This window comes from Kitasatospora sp. NPDC127116 (genome assembly GCF_042677365.1).
Taxonomy (GTDB): domain Bacteria; phylum Actinomycetota; class Actinomycetes; order Streptomycetales; family Streptomycetaceae; genus Kitasatospora; species Kitasatospora lactacystinica.
This window is the reverse complement of the sequence record NZ_JBHXTL010000098.1, coordinates 22,998-38,879: the sequence shown is the minus strand read 5'-3', so window position 1 is coordinate 38,879 and position 15,882 is coordinate 22,998. Positions and strand designations below refer to the sequence as shown.

14 protein-coding genes and 1 pseudogene are annotated in these 15,882 nt (G+C 73.7%); 8 read left to right on the top strand and 7 right to left on the bottom strand.

The genetic code is table 11. The features are described 5' to 3' along the window. Positions 1 to 52 precede the first annotated feature (52 nt). Both ACFVHV_RS31160 and ACFVHV_RS31155 read right to left on the bottom strand, forming a co-directional pair. Positions 53 to 1,444 (bottom strand): amidase, encoded by a 1,392-nt coding sequence (locus ACFVHV_RS31160; RefSeq protein ID WP_380355453.1) that lies wholly within the window; start codon positions 1,442 to 1,444, stop codon positions 53 to 55. Beyond that, on the bottom strand, positions 1,431 to 1,658 hold the full coding sequence (locus ACFVHV_RS31155; protein WP_359897817.1) for a hypothetical protein: 228 nt from the start codon (positions 1,656 to 1,658) through the stop codon (positions 1,431 to 1,433). Before ACFVHV_RS31155 ends, ACFVHV_RS31160 begins: the two co-directional genes overlap by 14 nt. Before the next feature lie 148 nt (positions 1,659 to 1,806). Here ACFVHV_RS31155 and ACFVHV_RS31150 point away from each other — a divergent pair, with 148 nt between their 5' ends. After that, complete coding sequence (locus ACFVHV_RS31150; RefSeq protein WP_359897818.1) at positions 1,807 to 2,697, top strand: MBL fold metallo-hydrolase; 891 nt, start codon at positions 1,807 to 1,809, stop codon at positions 2,695 to 2,697. A 295-nt stretch (positions 2,698 to 2,992) separates the two neighbouring features. On the opposite strand, the gene ACFVHV_RS31145 is transcribed toward ACFVHV_RS31150, so the two are convergent. After that, positions 2,993 to 4,114 (bottom strand): PP2C family protein-serine/threonine phosphatase, encoded by a 1,122-nt coding sequence (locus ACFVHV_RS31145; RefSeq protein WP_359897819.1) that lies wholly within the window; start codon positions 4,112 to 4,114, stop codon positions 2,993 to 2,995. A gap of 421 nt (positions 4,115 to 4,535) precedes the next feature. Between ACFVHV_RS31145 and ACFVHV_RS31140 the strand changes: the two genes are divergently transcribed. After that, a complete protein-coding gene (locus ACFVHV_RS31140; protein ID WP_359897820.1) occupies positions 4,536 to 5,027 on the top strand; it encodes a signal peptide protein in 492 nt (163 codons plus the stop codon). A 58-nt stretch (positions 5,028 to 5,085) separates the two neighbouring features. Here the strand turns inward: ACFVHV_RS31140 and ACFVHV_RS31135 are convergent. After that, positions 5,086 to 5,265, bottom strand: a pseudogene (locus ACFVHV_RS31135) (cryptochrome/photolyase family protein); the annotation flags it as partial. A gap of 165 nt (positions 5,266 to 5,430) precedes the next feature. On the opposite strand from ACFVHV_RS31135, the gene ACFVHV_RS31130 reads away from it, so the two are divergent. The 4 genes from ACFVHV_RS31130 to ACFVHV_RS31115 all read left to right on the top strand — a co-directional run bounded on the left by ACFVHV_RS31130 (position 5,431) and on the right by ACFVHV_RS31115 (position 9,695). Further along, entirely contained in the window at positions 5,431 to 5,931 is a 501-nt protein-coding gene (locus tag ACFVHV_RS31130) for a hypothetical protein (protein ID WP_380355449.1), read from the top strand. Positions 5,932 to 6,620: 689 nt separating this feature from the next. Beyond that, a complete protein-coding gene (locus ACFVHV_RS31125; RefSeq protein WP_380355447.1) occupies positions 6,621 to 7,901 on the top strand; it encodes a hypothetical protein in 1,281 nt (426 codons plus the stop codon). A 94-nt stretch (positions 7,902 to 7,995) separates the two neighbouring features. Then, positions 7,996 to 9,180 (top strand): macrolide family glycosyltransferase, encoded by a 1,185-nt coding sequence (locus ACFVHV_RS31120; RefSeq protein ID WP_359897823.1) that lies wholly within the window; start codon positions 7,996 to 7,998, stop codon positions 9,178 to 9,180. Positions 9,181 to 9,266: 86 nt separating this feature from the next. After that, the gene (locus ACFVHV_RS31115) at positions 9,267 to 9,695 is read left to right on the top strand and encodes a VOC family protein (protein WP_359897824.1); all 429 of its coding nucleotides are present in this window, start codon (positions 9,267 to 9,269) and stop codon (positions 9,693 to 9,695) included. 508 nt (positions 9,696 to 10,203) lie between these two features. On the opposite strand, the gene ACFVHV_RS31110 is transcribed toward ACFVHV_RS31115, so the two are convergent. Next, positions 10,204 to 10,428, bottom strand: a complete 225-nt coding sequence (locus ACFVHV_RS31110) for a hypothetical protein (protein WP_359897825.1) — start codon at positions 10,426 to 10,428, stop codon at positions 10,204 to 10,206. Between the two features lie 156 nt (positions 10,429 to 10,584). Then, the gene (locus tag ACFVHV_RS31105; protein WP_359897826.1) at positions 10,585 to 11,346 is read right to left on the bottom strand and encodes an alpha/beta fold hydrolase; all 762 of its coding nucleotides are present in this window, start codon (positions 11,344 to 11,346) and stop codon (positions 10,585 to 10,587) included. Positions 11,347 to 12,040: 694 nt separating this feature from the next. Here ACFVHV_RS31105 and ACFVHV_RS31100 point away from each other — a divergent pair. Next, positions 12,041 to 13,939: a BTAD domain-containing putative transcriptional regulator gene (locus tag ACFVHV_RS31100; protein ID WP_359897827.1), complete on the top strand. Its 1,899-nt coding sequence runs from the start codon at positions 12,041 to 12,043 to the stop codon at positions 13,937 to 13,939. A 110-nt stretch (positions 13,940 to 14,049) separates the two neighbouring features. Further along, entirely contained in the window at positions 14,050 to 14,712 is a 663-nt protein-coding gene (locus tag ACFVHV_RS31095) for a class I SAM-dependent methyltransferase (RefSeq protein WP_359897828.1), read from the top strand. A 45-nt stretch (positions 14,713 to 14,757) separates the two neighbouring features. Here the strand turns inward: ACFVHV_RS31095 and ACFVHV_RS31090 are convergent, their stop codons facing one another. Beyond that, positions 14,758 to 15,858, bottom strand: coding sequence for an HAD-IIIC family phosphatase (locus tag ACFVHV_RS31090; protein WP_359897829.1), 1,101 nt, complete (start codon positions 15,856 to 15,858; stop codon positions 14,758 to 14,760). Positions 15,859 to 15,882: the final 24 nt, after the last annotated feature.

The window sequence follows — 15,882 nt, the reverse complement described above, 5'->3', positions numbered from 1 at the left end:
GGCCCGGGCGGGCAGGGACCCCGGGCGCGGGCCCGGCACGCCCGCGGCCGGCTCAGACCACCGGCGCGAGCTCCCGCGCAGGCTGCGTCCGCTCGAAGGCGTGGCCGACCCGCAGCAGCGTCCGTTCGCCGAGCGGCCGCCCGAGCAGCTGCAGGCCGATCGGCAGGCCCGCCGCGTCGTGGCCGGCCGGGACGGACAGCGCGGGCACCCCGGTGACGTTGGCCGGGGCGGAGAGCCGGACGTAGGCGTCCGAGACGCTCTCGGTGGTGCCGTCCGGCCAGCCGACCGCCTCCTGGCCGACCCGCACCGCCGTCGTCGGCACGGTCGGGGCGGCGATCACGTCGACCTCCGCCAGGACCCGCGCCCACGCGTCCCGGATCAGCGTCCGGGCGCGCTGGGCGCGCAGGTAGTCGCCCGCGCCGATCAGTTCGCCGGCCTCCAGCAGGACCCGGACGTCGGCCTGGTACAGCTCGGGGACGGTGCGCAGCGTGCGCGCGTGGTAGGCGGCGGCCTCGGGCGCGGTCAGGCCCCACAGGGTGGGCACCAGGTAGCGGGCCATCGGGATCTCCACCTCGACGGGCCGGGCGCCGAGCACCTCCAGCTGTTCGACGGCACGGTGGACGGCGGCGGCGACCTCCTCGTCGACGTGGTCGACGTAGTAGGCGTTCGGCACGCCGACCCGCACGCCGGTCAGGTCCGGCTCCCGCTCGGGCCGGTAGTCGACGGCGGGGGCGGCCAGCGAGGCGGGGTCGCGCGGGTCGTGCCCGGCGAGGGCGGCCAGGACCAGGGCCGCGTCCTCGACGGTGCGGGTGATCGGGCCCACGTGGTCGAGCGACCAGGACAGCGAGGTGACACCGTGGCGGGGCACCAGCCCGCAGGTGGGCTTGAGGCCGACCACCCCGTTCAGCGCGGCGGGCACCCGGATCGAGCCGCCGGTGTCGGTGCCGATGGCGAAGGTCGCCGCCCCGGCGGCCACCGCGGCGGCGGACCCGCCGCTGGATCCTCCGGCGACCCGGTCGCGGTCCCAGGCGTTGCAGGTCTGCGGGGTGGTCAGGCCGTAGGCGAACTCGTGGGTGTGGGTCTTGCCGGCCAGGACCGCGCCGGCGGCCCGCAGCCGGGCGGCGACCGCGCTGTCGGCGGTCGCGCGGTGGCCGTCCCGGACCCGGGAGCCGGCACCGGTGGGCGTGCCGGCGACGTCGATCAGGTCCTTGAGTCCGACCGGGATGCCGTGCAGCGGCCCCCGGTACCGGCCCTGGGCGATCTCCCGCTCGGCCCGGCGCGCCGCGTCGCGGGCCTGTTCGGCGGCGACGGTGGCGTAGGCGCCGAGGTGCGGCTCCACCCGGTCGATGCGGCCGAGGACGGAGTCGACCAGTTCCACGGGGGACAGCCGCCGCTCCCGGATCCGTGTCGCGGCGGCGGCGAGGCTCAGTTCATACGGCTGCATCGGGCCGCTCCCCCGCGTCGTGGTGCTCCGCTTCGGCGCGGTAGGCGGCGCCGGGCGGGGTGTCCCCGAAGTCCAGTTCCCGCAGGACGGCGACGACGGACTGGATGTGTTCGGCGGTGGCCGCCACCGCGGCGTGGCGCTCGGGCGGCAGGTCGAGTCCGGCCCGGGCGGCCCGGTGGGCGGCCTCGGACGGGGTGAGTTCGGCGGAGGACATGGGCGCGCTCCTGATCGTGGGCGGCGGGGCGGGTTCGCGCAGGCGAGGCACCCCGCAGCAAAAGCTAAGGGTTTGCGTTAACGCGACTGTAGGTTCTAGGGTGCCACTAACGCAAACGAATGGCTTTTAAAGCGGAGGAGCCGGCCCCGTGCCCACTACCCCTACCCCCTCCTGGACGGTCGGCGACGTCACCGTCCACCGCATCGACGAAATCCCGCTGCCACCCGCGACCGGACGGTGGCTGCTGCCCGACGCCACCCCCGCGACGGTGGCCGGCCAGGGCTGGCTGCACCCCGACTTCGCCGACGCCGACGGCGCGCTGCGCCTGGACAGCCACAGCTTCGCCTTCGACCTGGACGGGCTGCGGGTGCTCGTCGACACCGGCATCGGCAACGGCAAGCAGCGCGCCAACCCGGCCTGGCACGACCTGCGCACCGACTACCCGCGGCGCCTCGCCGCCGCCGGATTCCCGCCGGACTCCGTCGACCTGGTGGTCCTCACCCACCTGCACGCCGACCACGTCGGCTGGAACACCCGGAAGGTGGACGGCGCCTGGGTGCCCACCTTCCCCCGCGCGCGCTACCTCACCACCCGCGCCGAACGGGAGTTCTGGGCCGGATACGCCATGGACGAGGCGCGCGCCCTGATGTTCAGCGACTCCGTGCTGCCAGTCGAGCGGGCCGGCCGGCTGGACCTCGTCGACGTCCCCGCCGGGGGCCTGGCGATCGCCCCGGGCCTGCGCCTGCTCCCCACCCCCGGCCACACCCCGGGGCACGTCGCCGTCGAACTGACCAGCCGGGGCCGCACGGCGGTGATCACCGGGGACTGCCTCCACCACCCGGTCCAGCTCGCCCACCCCGCCATCGGCGCCTGCGTCGACATCGACCCGCAGCGCTCCGAGGCCACCCGCCGCGCGCTGCTCGGCTCCCTCGCCGGCACCGACACCCTGCTGCTCGGCACCCACTTCGCCCCGCCCACCGCCGGCCACGTCGTCGCCCACGGGGACGCCTACCGGCTGCGGCCCGTCCCCCCGGCCTGAGCCGGCGGAGCGCGACGGCCGGGGTGCGGCGGGACGATGCGACGGCAGGAGGAGCTGAGGACACTGGGAACGGTCGACGATCCTTTCGGACAAGGGTGGTCGCACCTCGCCCTTCCCGGATGGCCGCCCAGATCGTCTCCGGACTGGGCTTCAATCGACCGGGCCGCGCCACCGGGCGAGGACGGCGGCGGCGACGAGCGGGTCACGGAGGTGTCCATCAGCCTGCACGGCCGGGGGAACCCGTCTGTCCTCACCGCCGAACTGGCCCGGATCCCCGGCGTCCTGGCCTGCGCGATCAGCCACGCCGAGGACTGAGGCCGGCTCCGTCCGCCGCCTCCACCGGGGGCGTCCTGACGGCGAGCAGGGCGGTGTCGTCCGTCAGCCGGCCGCCGGTGTGCCGGACCACCGCGGCGGCCACCTCGTCGACCAGGCGCCCGGGATCGACCACTCCCGGGGCGTCGGCCAGCCGGTCCAGGTGGGCGCGCAGCGAGAAGAAGGCGCCCGTGCGGTCACGGGCCTCGGTCACCCCGTCCGAGACGATCAGGACCGTCTCGCCCGGGCCCAGCCGCAGCCGCCGCACCCGCGGCAGCCCGCCGGCCAGCTGGGCCAGCCCGATCGGCGCCCCGTCGCCCGGCGGCAGCTGCCGCACGCCCGCGGGGCCGAGGACGTGGGGGCTGTCGTGGCCGAAGTTCACCACCTCCACCTCCCCCGGCGCGTCGGAGGGGAACCAGAGGACCACCGCCGTGGCGAACCGCTCCTCCCGCTCCCCCAGCCGCTCCGCCAGCGCGTTCTGCCGGTACAGCCGCTCCTCCATCCAGCCCGCCACGGTGGCCAGGTCGCGCTCGTGGAAGGCGGCCTCCCGGAAGCAGCCCACCAGCGCCGCCGCCGCGGAGACGGCCGGCAGGCCCTTGCCCTGGACGTCACCGAGGATGACCCGCGCCCCGAACGGGGTGGCCAGCACGTCGTAGAAGTCGCCGCCCACCCGGGCCTCGACGTCCGCGGCCAGGTAGCGCGCCGCCGAGTCCACGCCGCCCCACCCCGGGGGCACCGGGCGCAGCACCACCTGCCGGGTGGTCTCCGCCGCGCCCTGCAGATGGCGGACGTAGGCGGCGGCCCGGGCGCGGAAGACGCTGATCGGCACCGAGAAGACGGCCCCCGCGATCACCAGCAGGAAGTCCTCGATCCCCTGGGACTTGCCCCAGATGCTGTCCAGGGCGGGGTAGGCGGCGATCGCGAGGAGGGCGAACAGCCCGGTGACCACCGGCCCGCAGAGCCCGGCGGCCACCACGGGGACCATCACCAGCCAGCTCACGGACGCGAAGGTCGCGGGCGTGGCCGCGTCCACGCCCACCACGAACGCGAAGACCGCCAGGGGCACCAGCCAGGAGCGGTGGCCGTACCGGATCAGGATCGGCATCCGCTGCCCCGGCTCCTCCACCGAACGTGCCCGCAAGCCGCCCTCCCCTTCTCGGGACCTCCCCCCGACCTTCGGGCACTCCACCCGGCGCGCGGGCGCCGGGCGGGAGGTTGCGCCCAAGGTAAGGGGCCCGGTCCCGGCGCGGGCGGTGCCCCGGCCCCGCGGCCGCGGCGGTCGCACGTTCGGCCCAGTCCCGGCACCGCTCCCGGCCCTCCGGTCGGGCCCGGCACCGGCTCACGGCGGGCGGCTCACCGCGGGCGGGTCGCACCGTGCGGGTCGCCCGGGCGGCTCACCGGTCGCGGCTGCCGGGTGCGGCTTCGGCGTGCGGCTTTCCGGGTGAAGGGGCAGGGTGGTGCCGTACGGACCTGCCCGGACCAGTCGGCGCACCCGCGTGCCCTGGCCACCGGCCGAAGGAGGCGCCATGCGCACCCGGAAGATCCCCCGTCGGAGCCTGGCGCTGGCCGCGGCCCTCGCCGCCGTGCCGACCGCCCTGCTCACCGCCCCGTCCCAGGCGGCGACCGGCACCCCGACCGCGGCCGGCACCCCGCCGACCGGCTTCGTCGAGCTGCCCTCCTCCTCGCTGTCGCCCGGCCACGCGCAGCGGGTGATCACCGTCTCCTACCGCAACGACTCCTCGGCCGACCGCACGGTGGCCCCGCAGGTCCTCATCGAGTCCCCCGCCAACGGGCCCTTCCTCGATCCGGCGAGCATCCGGCTCGAAGTGCTCTCCTCCGACGGCCACTGGCGCACCCTGCCGCTCGCCAGCCAGACCGGCACCCTGTACACCCGGCTCGCCTCGGCCAAGCTCGTCCTGCACGGCCACCACACCCTGACCGAGCGCTACCGGGTCACCGTCGTCGGGACGGCCCCGGCCCAGGGGACGGTCGAGCCCCGGGTGGCGCTCTACGGCTGACGCACGGGCAACGGGCCGCCGGGCACTGGGCACCGGCGGCCCGTTGCCGCGGGCCCGCCACCAGGCCGAGGGCCGCGCGCGAGGTCGGGTGGCAGTCGGTGACCCGGCGGCGGCCGACCGCCCGGGCCAGGCCCTCGCGGTAGGTGTCGGCCCGCGTGTCCGGGTCGGGCCCGTCCTCACCGGGGGTGCGGAAGTGCGGCCCGAGCCGGTCGCCGAAGAGCCGGTGCGGGCGGGGCCCGCTCGCACCGCTCGTCCGGGGAGCACCGCCGGCCGGGTTCCGGGCGGAGCGCGGCGGCGTCGTCGTGCGCGGCGGCCAGGCCGAGACAGCCGAGGACGAGCAGGGCCGCGACGGACGCCGGGCCCAGCCTCAGCTGTGGCGCATCCGTTCCGTGTCGCACCGTCCGTGCTGACCGCTGCCGCTGCCGCGTCCGGGTGCGGACCGTACGATCGCCGGACGATCGGGCGGGGGAGGACGCGGCGCGCCTTCCGCGCGGTCGCGGACGTCCTGCCCGACGCGGACCGGCGACTGCGCGCGCTCGCGGAGGCCGTCGTCCACGGCAAGGGCTTCTTCGCCCTGCACGCCGACCCGCGCTCCCTGCTGATGTACGACTACCTGTTCTGGCTCTTCACCAGCGCCGACCGGGTCGACTCCTTCGAACGGTACGTCAGAACCCCGCCGCAGCACGAGCGTTCCTATGCGCTCCCGGACTACGAGCTGATGATCGCCTTCGACCTCGGGTCCGAACCGTACGGCTTCCGCACCGGCGGCTACGCCCCCGGATTCCTCGAAGACTGGTGGAGCTCCCGCACCGCCTCGGGCCACCTCGTCGAGACCACCGCCGGCCACCGGCTGACCCCCGCCGCCGTCACCACCCTGCTCGCCGAACTCGCCACCTTGGCCTGATGGCCGGGAATCCTCCGGGACGACCTTGCGGCCTTCGCGTGATCCTGGACTCCGCCGAGCGGGCGAGGACGTGACGCGAAGGCCGCACCGCGGGATCGCGCCCTTCTCGTTCCCGGCGGCGTCGTACTCGGCCACGATCCACAGTGCGGACTCGGGAGCCGAACCTGCGGCGCTCCGGCCTCGGGGCCGGGCCGGACCCGGGCGGCTCGATCACTGGTCATGGGGGTGGAACTGCCCCTCGTGTCCTTGCGGGCCGGCCCGGCCGGCAGGACGGTCCCGCCCGGGGCCGGCCGCGGGGGCCGGTGGATCCGGGGCCGGGCCCGGTCGCCCGACGATCACCGACTCCGCCGCTGCCACGAACGACACCGGGGTGACGGGTCCAAACATGCGGAACAGCGGTGCCCCGATTCTGGCTCGTTTCCCGCACCCGGCGCCCCGTGGCCCCAGGTAGTGCTTGTGGCGGGAGGGATGCGCACCTAGATTCACGACGTGTCGATCCAGTAGCTGAGAGTGGCGGCGGCGTCCCGCCGTGAACTCGGTGCCCGGCGGTCCGATCGTGGTGGACAGCGCCCTCTTCCCCGGCCGGGTGGAGATCCCGCCGCCGGCGATGACCGACGGCGTCACCCCGGCCTGGACGAAGCCCCGATCCGTTCCCCGTCCTCTCGACTCCCTCGTGGAAAGGCTCACGCATGACCGCCCTCACCGGACAGCACGAGAACGGCCGGCACGTGAACAGCCCGTCGGACCACGACTCGGACCCGCACGAGACCGACCTGCGCCGGATCCGCGCCCTGATCCTGGCGGCGGACGGGCCCGAGGAGCAGCTTGCGGCGGTGATCAGGTCGGCGGGCGCCGAGCAGACGGCCGCCGACCTGGTGGACGAACTGGTCAGCCGGGCCGACCTGAGCGAGCAACTCGCCGCCGCGGCGGTGGTGGTGCAGTTCGAGCTCGCCTTCGACGGCCAGGTGCTCCGGCACCACCTGCTGGCCGGCCCCAAGGCCGAGCACCGCACCGGGCCGGCCGACGAGCCCAGCGCCACCGTCGAGCTGGACCTGCTCGACCTGGCCCGCGCCGTCTTCGGCGCCCGGCACACCGCAGGCCACCGCACGCCCGGGATCACCTGGCACGGCATCGAGGACCCGGCTCGGCTGATGCCCGCACTGGCGGCCTTCCCGGTCGTCCAGCAGCTGCTCCGCGGCTTGGCGGAACAGCCGCTCGACCTGGCCGAGTTGTCGCTGCGCCACGGTTCGGACAAGTGGGGGCTGCACTACTACACCGATCACTACGCCCGGCACTTCGCCCCGCTGCGGGACCGGCCGCTCACCATCCTGGAGCTGGGGATCGGCGGCTACGCCGACCCGGCGGCGGGCGGCGGCTCGCTGCGGATGTGGAAGCGCTTCTTCCGGCGGGGCCTCGTCTACGGGGTCGACGTCTACGACAAGACGGCACTGCGCGAGCAGCGGATCCACACCGTCCGGGGCGACCAGGCGGACCCGGCCTTCCTCACCGCACTGGCCGAGCGGATCGGGCCGATCGACATCGTCATCGACGACGGCAGCCACTACTGCCCGGACGTCATCGCCGCCTTCGGCGCGCTCTTCCCGCACGTGGTCCCGGGCGGGCTCTATGTGATCGAGGACCTGCAGACCTCCTACTGGCCGGGCTACGGCGGCAGTTCGGAGCGGCTCGGCGACCCGACCACCAGCATGGGCTTCCTCAAGCAGCTGCTCGACGGCCTCAACCACGAGGAGCTCGAGCCGCCGACCGCGCACCGCCCGAGCGGGACCGACCGGACGCTGGCCGGCGCGCACTTCTACCACAACCTGGCGATCCTGGACAAGGGCCGCAACGAGGAGGGCACCGTCCCCGCCTGGATCCCGCGCCGGCAGCTGAGCGCCGAGGAGATCGCGGGCGGCCAGTGGGCCGCCGAGCCGCAGCCCGAGGCCGGCCCGGACCAGGACCCCAGCTGAGCCGCGCGGCCTGCCGCGCCCCTTCTCCCGTCCCGAATCGCGCTTCTTGCTCCCCCTTTCCCTCGTTCCTCCTCCCGATACCGACGGAGCAGCAGTGAGCCACATCCTGATGGTCAACATCCCGGCCCACGGCCATGTCTTCCCCACTCTGGCGGTCGTCGGTGAACTGGTACGCCGCGGGCACCGGGTCACCTACGCGGCCGTCGACGACTTCGCCCAGGCCCTGGCCGAGGTCGGCGCCGAACACCTGCGCTACGACTCCACCCAGCCGCTGGACAGCGTGGGCGGTCCCGAGAACGGGCGCACCCCGCTGATCTTCCTGGACGAGAACATCGCCATCCTGCGCGCGGTCCAGGAGTGGTTCGGCGACGCCAGGCCCGACGCGGTGGTCTACGACGCCGTGGCCTTCCAGGCCGGCCGGATACTGGCCCACACCTGGGGGGTCCCGGCCGTCCAGTCGACGCCGTTCTTCGCCTCCAACGACACCTACTCCTTCGTGCAGCAGATGATGGAGGCGGACGGCGCGGTCCCGCTCACCGAGGAGGTGGTCGTCGAATTAGGCGTCCGGATGGCCGAGTTGCTGGCCTCGCACGGCATCGACGAGCCGGCGCACGAGTTCCTGATGCGCACCGAGGACCTCAACCTCGTCCACGTGCCGCGGTTCTTCCAGCCGCACGGCGAGAGCTTCGACGATCGCTTCGCCTTCGTCGGGCCGTGCCTCACGGACCGCTCCTTCCTGGGGGAGTGGCAGCCCCCGGCGAGCGGCCTGCCGGTGGCGCTGGTCTCGATGGGGACCGTGCACAACAAGCATCCGGAGTTCTTCCGGCTGTGCGTGGACGCCTTCGCCGAGCTGCCCTGGCACGCCGTCATCTCGGTCGGCGGGGGGATGGACCCGGCCGACCTCGGTCCGCTGCCGGACAACATCGAGGTCCACCGCTGGGTCTCGCACCTGGCGGTGCTCCGGCACGCCCGGCTGGTGATCACCCACGGCGGCATGGGCGGCGTCCTGGAGTCCCTGGACGCCGGCTGCCCGATCCTCGGAGTGCCGTCCTGGCCGGACGTCGCGGCCAACACCGCGCGGGTGGCCGAGCTGGGCCTCGGCCGGGTACTGCTGCCGGCGGAGGCCGACGTGAGCCTGCTGCGGGCCGCGATCACCGAGGTGGCCGCCGACGCGGCCGTGCAGGAGCGGGGCATCGAGGCGCAGCGGCTCACCCGGGAAGCGGGCGGTGCCACCCGCGCCGCCGACGAGATCGAGGCCTACCTGAAGCGCACGACCTGATCCCACCACAGGGCCCGGCGTCCCCGACGAGAAGCGGAACGGTCAACGGCCGCCAGGGGTCGCGGTGTCGCCACTATGGTGGGCCGATGTCATCGATCAAGCAGTTCCAGGTCACCTTCGACTGCGCGGAACCCGAGCGCCTCGCCCGTTTCTGGTGCGAGGTGCTCGGGTACGTCGTGCCGCCGCCACCGGAGGGCTTCGCCACCTGGGAGGACTACTGGAGCGCGCAGCCGGCCGAGCGGCGGGACGCGTGGTTCGCCTGCGTCGATCCGTCGGGCGTGGGGCCGCGGTTGTACTTCCAGCGCGTTCCCGAGGGCAAGGCCGCCAAGAACCGGCTGCATCTCGACGTGCGGGTCGGTACCGGGCTGGTGGGTGAGGAGCGGCTGGCCGCGCTCGAGGCCGAATGCGCACGGCTGGTCCCGCTCGGCGCGGTACACGTGCGGACGCTGTACGACGGCAACGACGCGTGCATCCCGATGCGGGACATCGAGGGCAACGAGTTCTGCATCGACTGAGGAGAGGCCAAGGCGTGCCGCAGCCGCTCCATCGGGGCCTCCGGGTGCCGGGCGCTTGCACTCCTCCTGGGCGGTCGGGAGGTCTTCCTCCAGGATCTCTCCGACCGTCGGCCCGGGCACCGGAGCCCTGCTCCTGCCGGCCCTGCACGACCTCGTGGGTCCGGTGGAGCTCCAGGCCGTGCGGCTCGGTCCCGACGCCGCCGCCGAACAGGTACCCCGAACTCATGACCACTCCTGTGAATCAGTGTGACAGGAGGGGACGGTGGTGCGGCCCAGGCGTAGTGCCGCAGACGTGGGCCCGACAGCACAATGCCGCAGAATCCGGCATTCGACCGGACGCTCGGGAACCCGTCCTGCGGCACGATATCCGTACGGTATCCGGATCCGGGAAAATATCTGTCAGCATACCGGCGGAGTGCATTCCCCGCCTTCGGAACGGAATTTTTCGACCCGCCCTCCGGCGGGGAACTCACGGGGGAGATCAGGGAACAGTGCGCCCCGCCCGCTTCTAGGACTCAAGGAATTCCGGGAGAACGCGAGGTGGCCATGTCCCGACGCTCAACACACCGAGGGAGTGCGCCCGGGAGACCAGAGCGGGCCGGTTAGCGGCCTGGAAATGGCGCATCATCAGCCCGATGCGGTACTCGATGCCCTGCGGGCTCAGATAGAGCGATGTCGCCAGCCGGGCGGTCGAGATGCCGACCGCGACGCCTTCCAGGATGCGGACGTCCACGGCGGTCAGCCGCCGGACGCCCGCGCCGCGGGCAGGGCCCCCGTCCGCCGGACGGGCGGCGGACTCGGACCGCGGCGGCCGCCGCGCGGGCTTGATCTCCTCAGAGGTCGCTGACGGTGTCACTTCTCGGTCCCCCCTTCCCTGTCGTCCGTGCTCTCAGGTGCGCAGCGTGCCGGCGAGGTGGTCGCGGAGCATGCCGGTCACCTCGTTCGCCCGGCTGCTGAGGTAGAAGTGCCCGCCGGGGAAGACCTTGAGGTCGAAGGCACCCATCGTGCGGTCGCGCCAGTGCCCGGCCTCGGGGACCGGCGTCCAGGAGTCCTGGTCCCCCACCAGGGCGGTGACCGGGCAGGTGACCGCGGCGTCACGGTCGGCCCGGTAGGCCCCCAGGGCCTGGTAGTCGCCGCGCAGCGCGGGCAGCACCATCCCCAGCAGTTCCTCGTCCTCCAGGAGCCGAGCGTCGGTGCCGCCCATGGCTTTGGCCTCGGCCACGATGCCCTCGTCGTCGAGTGGGTGGGAGTGCTCGGGCCGGTCCGCGGACGGCCCCTTGCGGCCGGAGACGAAGAGGTGGTCGATCCGGCCGCCCGCGCGCTCGATCCGCCGGGCCACCTCGAAAGCGACGAGCGCGCCCATGCTGTGCCCGAAGAGAGTCAGGGGGAGGTCGTCCCGGCGGCGCAGCGCTTCGGACACTTCGTCGGCCATGCGGTGCAGGTCCTGGCCCCCGGCTTCCTTCCGGCGGTCCTGCCTGCCGGGGTACTGCACGGCCAGGAGGTCGACCGGGCCGCACAGTGCGGCGGACAACGGGAGGTAGAAACTCGCCGAGCCGCCGGCGTGCGGAAAGCAGACCAGTCGGCGCGTGGCCATGGGCGAGGGATGGAAGCGACGGCACCACAGGTCGCTGTCCAAAGCGAGGGAGGTCATAGCGGCCTTTCATTCCCTTCGAAATCCGCGCAGTGCCGACGGACGGGCGGGGTGTGGTGATCGCGTGGGACATCATCCGCACCGGCAGACCGTCTGGTGCGCGCTTATACGGGGAGCCCCGATCGACGGCGACCGGCGAGCGAGTCACGGACACCGCATATGACAGCCTGCCATACTCCTCGGAATGTCAGCAAGTACGCATCGGATCGCGTCCGTACGCTCATGTCCGGGTTCAATTCCGGCCATCTCTTCGTGAATGGTGAGAACTCTGCGGTGCGGGGCAATCCTGTGGGATTTACCTGGCTCCGACTCGGCAGCAACGGTCCGGCCGGACCGCGCACCGCGGATCCGGCCGAGGAGGCGAGGGCACCTCATGGCAAGGCTGCACGCCGTCAGTGACGTCCGCGGCATCGACGCGGAGCCGGAGGGGCCGCCGCCGGAGGGGGTGTTCCAGGCCGCGCCGGCGGTGCCGGGTCACCCCCGGTCGACGGCGGTGCGGCAGCGATCGGTTCCACCGGCCGGTGGGCCGTGGTGGGCGGGCCCGGTCCTGACCGCCGTGACGGTGCCGCGCAACGTAAACCCGACATGAGCGCAAGACCTGCACTCTAGGAATACATCTAGATACGACAGGACCGCGTTGACCCGTACACAGCCACCCAAGACGCTGGAGGCAGTCTTGCCCACCGGTCGTGTGATGAAGAGGACTCCCTTGAACTTCCTGTTACTGGGTCCGCTTTCCGTCCGGCTGAACGCGCGTGAGGTGCACGTGTCGGCTCCGAGGCAGCGCGTGGTCATGGCAGCGCTCCTCCTCAACGCCAACCGGGTGATCTCGGTCGACCGGATCGCCGAGTACGTCTGGGACGGCGCCCCGCCGCCGAGTGCCGCCGCGACCGTCCGCACCTATGTGATGCGCCTGCGGCAGTCGCTGGGCGAGCACGCCTCCGCCCGGATCCTCACCCGGGCGCCCGGCTACCTCCTCGAACTCGGCGAGCACGAGAGCGATCTCGGGCAGTTCACGGCCCACCGCCGGCGCGCGGCGGAGCTGGCCGAGCGCGGAGACCTGGAAGGCTCCTCCGCCGAGCTGGCCGAGGCGCTCGCCCTGTGGCGCGAGGAGCCGCTGGCGGACATCCCGTCGCAGACGCTGCGCGATGTGGAGGGCCGCTACCTCCAGGAGCTTCGCCTGCAGACCCTGGAGCTGCGGTTCGACGCGGAGCTGGCGCTGCTGCGGCACGCCGAGGTCGTGCCGGAGCTGGTGCGGCTGGCGCGGAAGCACCCCTTACGGGAGGCCCTGGTGGGCAAGCTGATGCTGGCACTGGGCCGCTCGGGACGGCAGTCGGAGGCCCTGGACCTCTACCAGCGCACCCGGGCGCTGCTCGTCGAGCAGCTCGGCGCCGAGCCGAGCACCGATCTGCGCGAGGTCCACCGGCACATCCTCTCGGCCCACGACCGGCCCCGCGCGCCCGACCCACTGGAGCAGCCCGAAAAGGCCCCGGAGGCGGCCGTCGCGCCGGCGCCGGCCACTGCCCGGGAATGGTCCTGCTGGCCGAGCCCGGCGCAGCTGCCCTCGGTGCCGCTGCCACTGTCGGCCCGCTCCGGTGCGCTGGCGCGGCTGCAGCACTTCCTCACGACCGGCACGATGCCCGCGGGCATGGTGGCGACGGCGGTGGTGACCGGCCGGGGCGGTGTCGGCAAGAGCGCGCTGGCCCTGCAAGCGGCGCACGCCGTGCGCGGCTCCTCGGTGCACGGCCAGCTCTACGCGGATCTCGGCGGAGCCGCGCGGCCGCTGACCGCCCGGGCGGTGCTGCCGCGGTTCCTGGCGGACCTCGGTGTGCCCCGGGACGAGATACCCGAGGAGGAGTCGGAACGGGAGAGCCTCTACCGCTCGCTCACCGCGGGCCGCCGTCTGCTGGTGGTACTCGACAACGTCTCCAGCACGGCGCAGGTGCGGCCACTGATACCGGGCAGCGGGGGCAGCAGGCTGCTGGTGACCAGCCGACGGCGGCTGGCCGATCTGGAGGGGGCGTGCCCCATTCCGCTCGGCCCGCTGGACGAGGCCGGGTCGCTGGAGCTGCTGGGCAGCATCGTCGGCCCGGCCAGGGTGGGTGCCGAACCGCGGTCGGCCCGTTCGGTGCTGACGGTCTGCGCGGGCCTGCCGCTGGCGATCCGGATCGCGGGGACCCGGCTGCTGGAGCGCCCGCACTGGACCATCGGGCACTTCGCCCGGCGGCTCACGGACGCCCCGCGACTGCTGGACGAACTGTGCGCGGGCGACCTCGGTGTCCGGCCCTGCCTCGACGCCGACCACGCCGGGCTCCGGCGGACGGCTCCGGCCGGGGTCGACCCGGCCGAGGTGTTCACCGCGCTGGGGACTGCCGGAGCGTCTTCGGTCTCCAGCAGTAGGGTCGCGGTGATGGTCGGCTGCTCCGAGGCGCAGGCCGAGGAGGCCCTGGACGCCCTGGTCGAGGCGAATCTGCTGGGTGAGCCGGCGGGGGGCCGCTACCGGCTGGACGCGCTGCTGCGGGCGTACGCCCGCGAGCGGGCGCAGGCGGTCGCCGTACGGCAGCACGGTCACCCGTACATGCGCGCCGGGTGACCGTCCCGGCGGCCCGGCGACGGGCACCCGGCGGCCCGGTCCCCCCTTCCCCCGATGCTTTTCGACCCGATCTCCTTCAACCTGATCTCCTTCGAGAGGACCCCCGCACCATGGCCCACCAGACAGAAGCCACCCACGACCTGCTCGCCTACGTCCGGGAGGTCTCCCTCCGTGACGACGATCTGCTCAGGGAGCTGCGGGAGGCCACCGCGGACCTGCCGGGCGGGACCGCCATGCAGGTGATGGCGGAGGAGGGCCAACTGCTCTCCCTGCTGGTCGGGTTGACGGGGGCGCGGGCGGTGCTGGAGATCGGCACCTTCACCGGCTACAGCACCCTGTGCATGGCCCGCGCGCTCCCGGCCGACGGAGTGCTGGTGTCCTGCGACATCGACGACCGGTGGCCGGCCATCGGCGCCGACTTCTGGAAGCGGGACGGGGTCGACTCGCGGATCGACCTGCGGATCGGCGATGCCACCGCGACCCTGGACGCGCTGCTGGCGGAGCGCGGGCCGGAAAGCTTCGACCTGGTGTTCATCGACGCGGACAAGAGCAACTACGTCCGCTACTACGAGACTTCGCTGGCGCTGCTGCGCGCCGGCGGTCTGATCGTGGTCGACAACACCCTCTTCTTCGGCCGGGTCGCCGATCCGGCCGCCGTGGACCCGGACACCGCCGGGGTCCGGGCTCTGAACCGGCTGCTGCACGAGGACCCCCGGGTGGAGCTGTCGCTGCTGGTGATGGCCGACGGGATCACTCTCGTCCGCAAGCGCTGAGGGCGGCGGACCGGAGCCCGGGAGCGCCGGCCGCCGCCGCCGCGGTCACGACGTTCCCGGGCCCCCTTCCGGCACGTTCAGGTCGGGTGCGTCCACGCTCATGACGGTGGACACCACGCGCGGGCCTGGAACCAGGTGCAGGCGCTGGAGTCCGGTGCTCTCCGGAGCCGGTGCGAGGACGGCGGCGCACGGGCACGGGGCTTCGTCCAGGCCCTCGAAGCCCGCGAACCGGTAGGCGATCTCCATCATCCGGTTGCGTTCGGTCGCCCGGAAGTCCGCGACCAGGTGGACTCCGGACCGGGCGGCGGCGTCGGCCAGCCAGTTCAGCAGGGTCGCACCGGCGCCGTAGGCGACGACCCGGCAGGAGGTGGCGAGCAGCTTGAGGTGCCACAGGCCGGGGTGCCGCTCCAGCAGCAGGACGCCGACCGCGCCGTGCGGGCCGAACCGGTCGGTGAGGGTGACCACCAGGACCTCGTGCCGGGGGTCGGTGATCAGGCCGCGCAGCACCGCGTCCGGGTAGTGGACCCCGGTCGCGTTCATCTGGCTGGTGCGCAGGGTGAGTTCCTCGACCCGGGACAGCTCCTCGCCGGTGGCCCGGCCGATGCGCATCCGCAGGTCCAGGGAGCGCAGGAACTCCTCGTCGGGGCCGGGGGCGGCCGCCCGCTCGGCCTCGCGGCGGAAGCCCGCCTGGTACATCTGGCGCCGCCGCCGGGAGTCGACGGTGCTGGTCGCGGGGGTGAACTCGGCGAGTTCGGGGAGGGCGAGGACCTGCTCGGCCGGGTAGCACCGTACGTCGGGCAGGTGGAAGGCCACTTCGGCGCGTTCGGCGGGCCGGTCGTCGACGAAGGCGATGGCCGTGAGCGCGAAGTTCAGCCGATCGGCGATCCGGCGCACCGACTCGGACTTGGCGCCCCACCCGATCTCCGGCAGGACGAAGTACTCGGCCACGCCGAATGCCTCCAACCGGGCCCAGGCGTGCTCGTGGTCGTTGCGGCTGGCGACGGACTGGAGGATGCCGCGGGAGTCGAGCTCGATCACCACCTTGCGCACCTCGTCCGGCAGGTGCACCTCGCCGTCCTCCAGCAGGGTGCCCTGCCAGAGGGTGTCGTCCAGGTCCCAGACCAGGCACTTGACGGTCTCGGCCATGTCGTCCTTCCTCGTCTCGTCGGC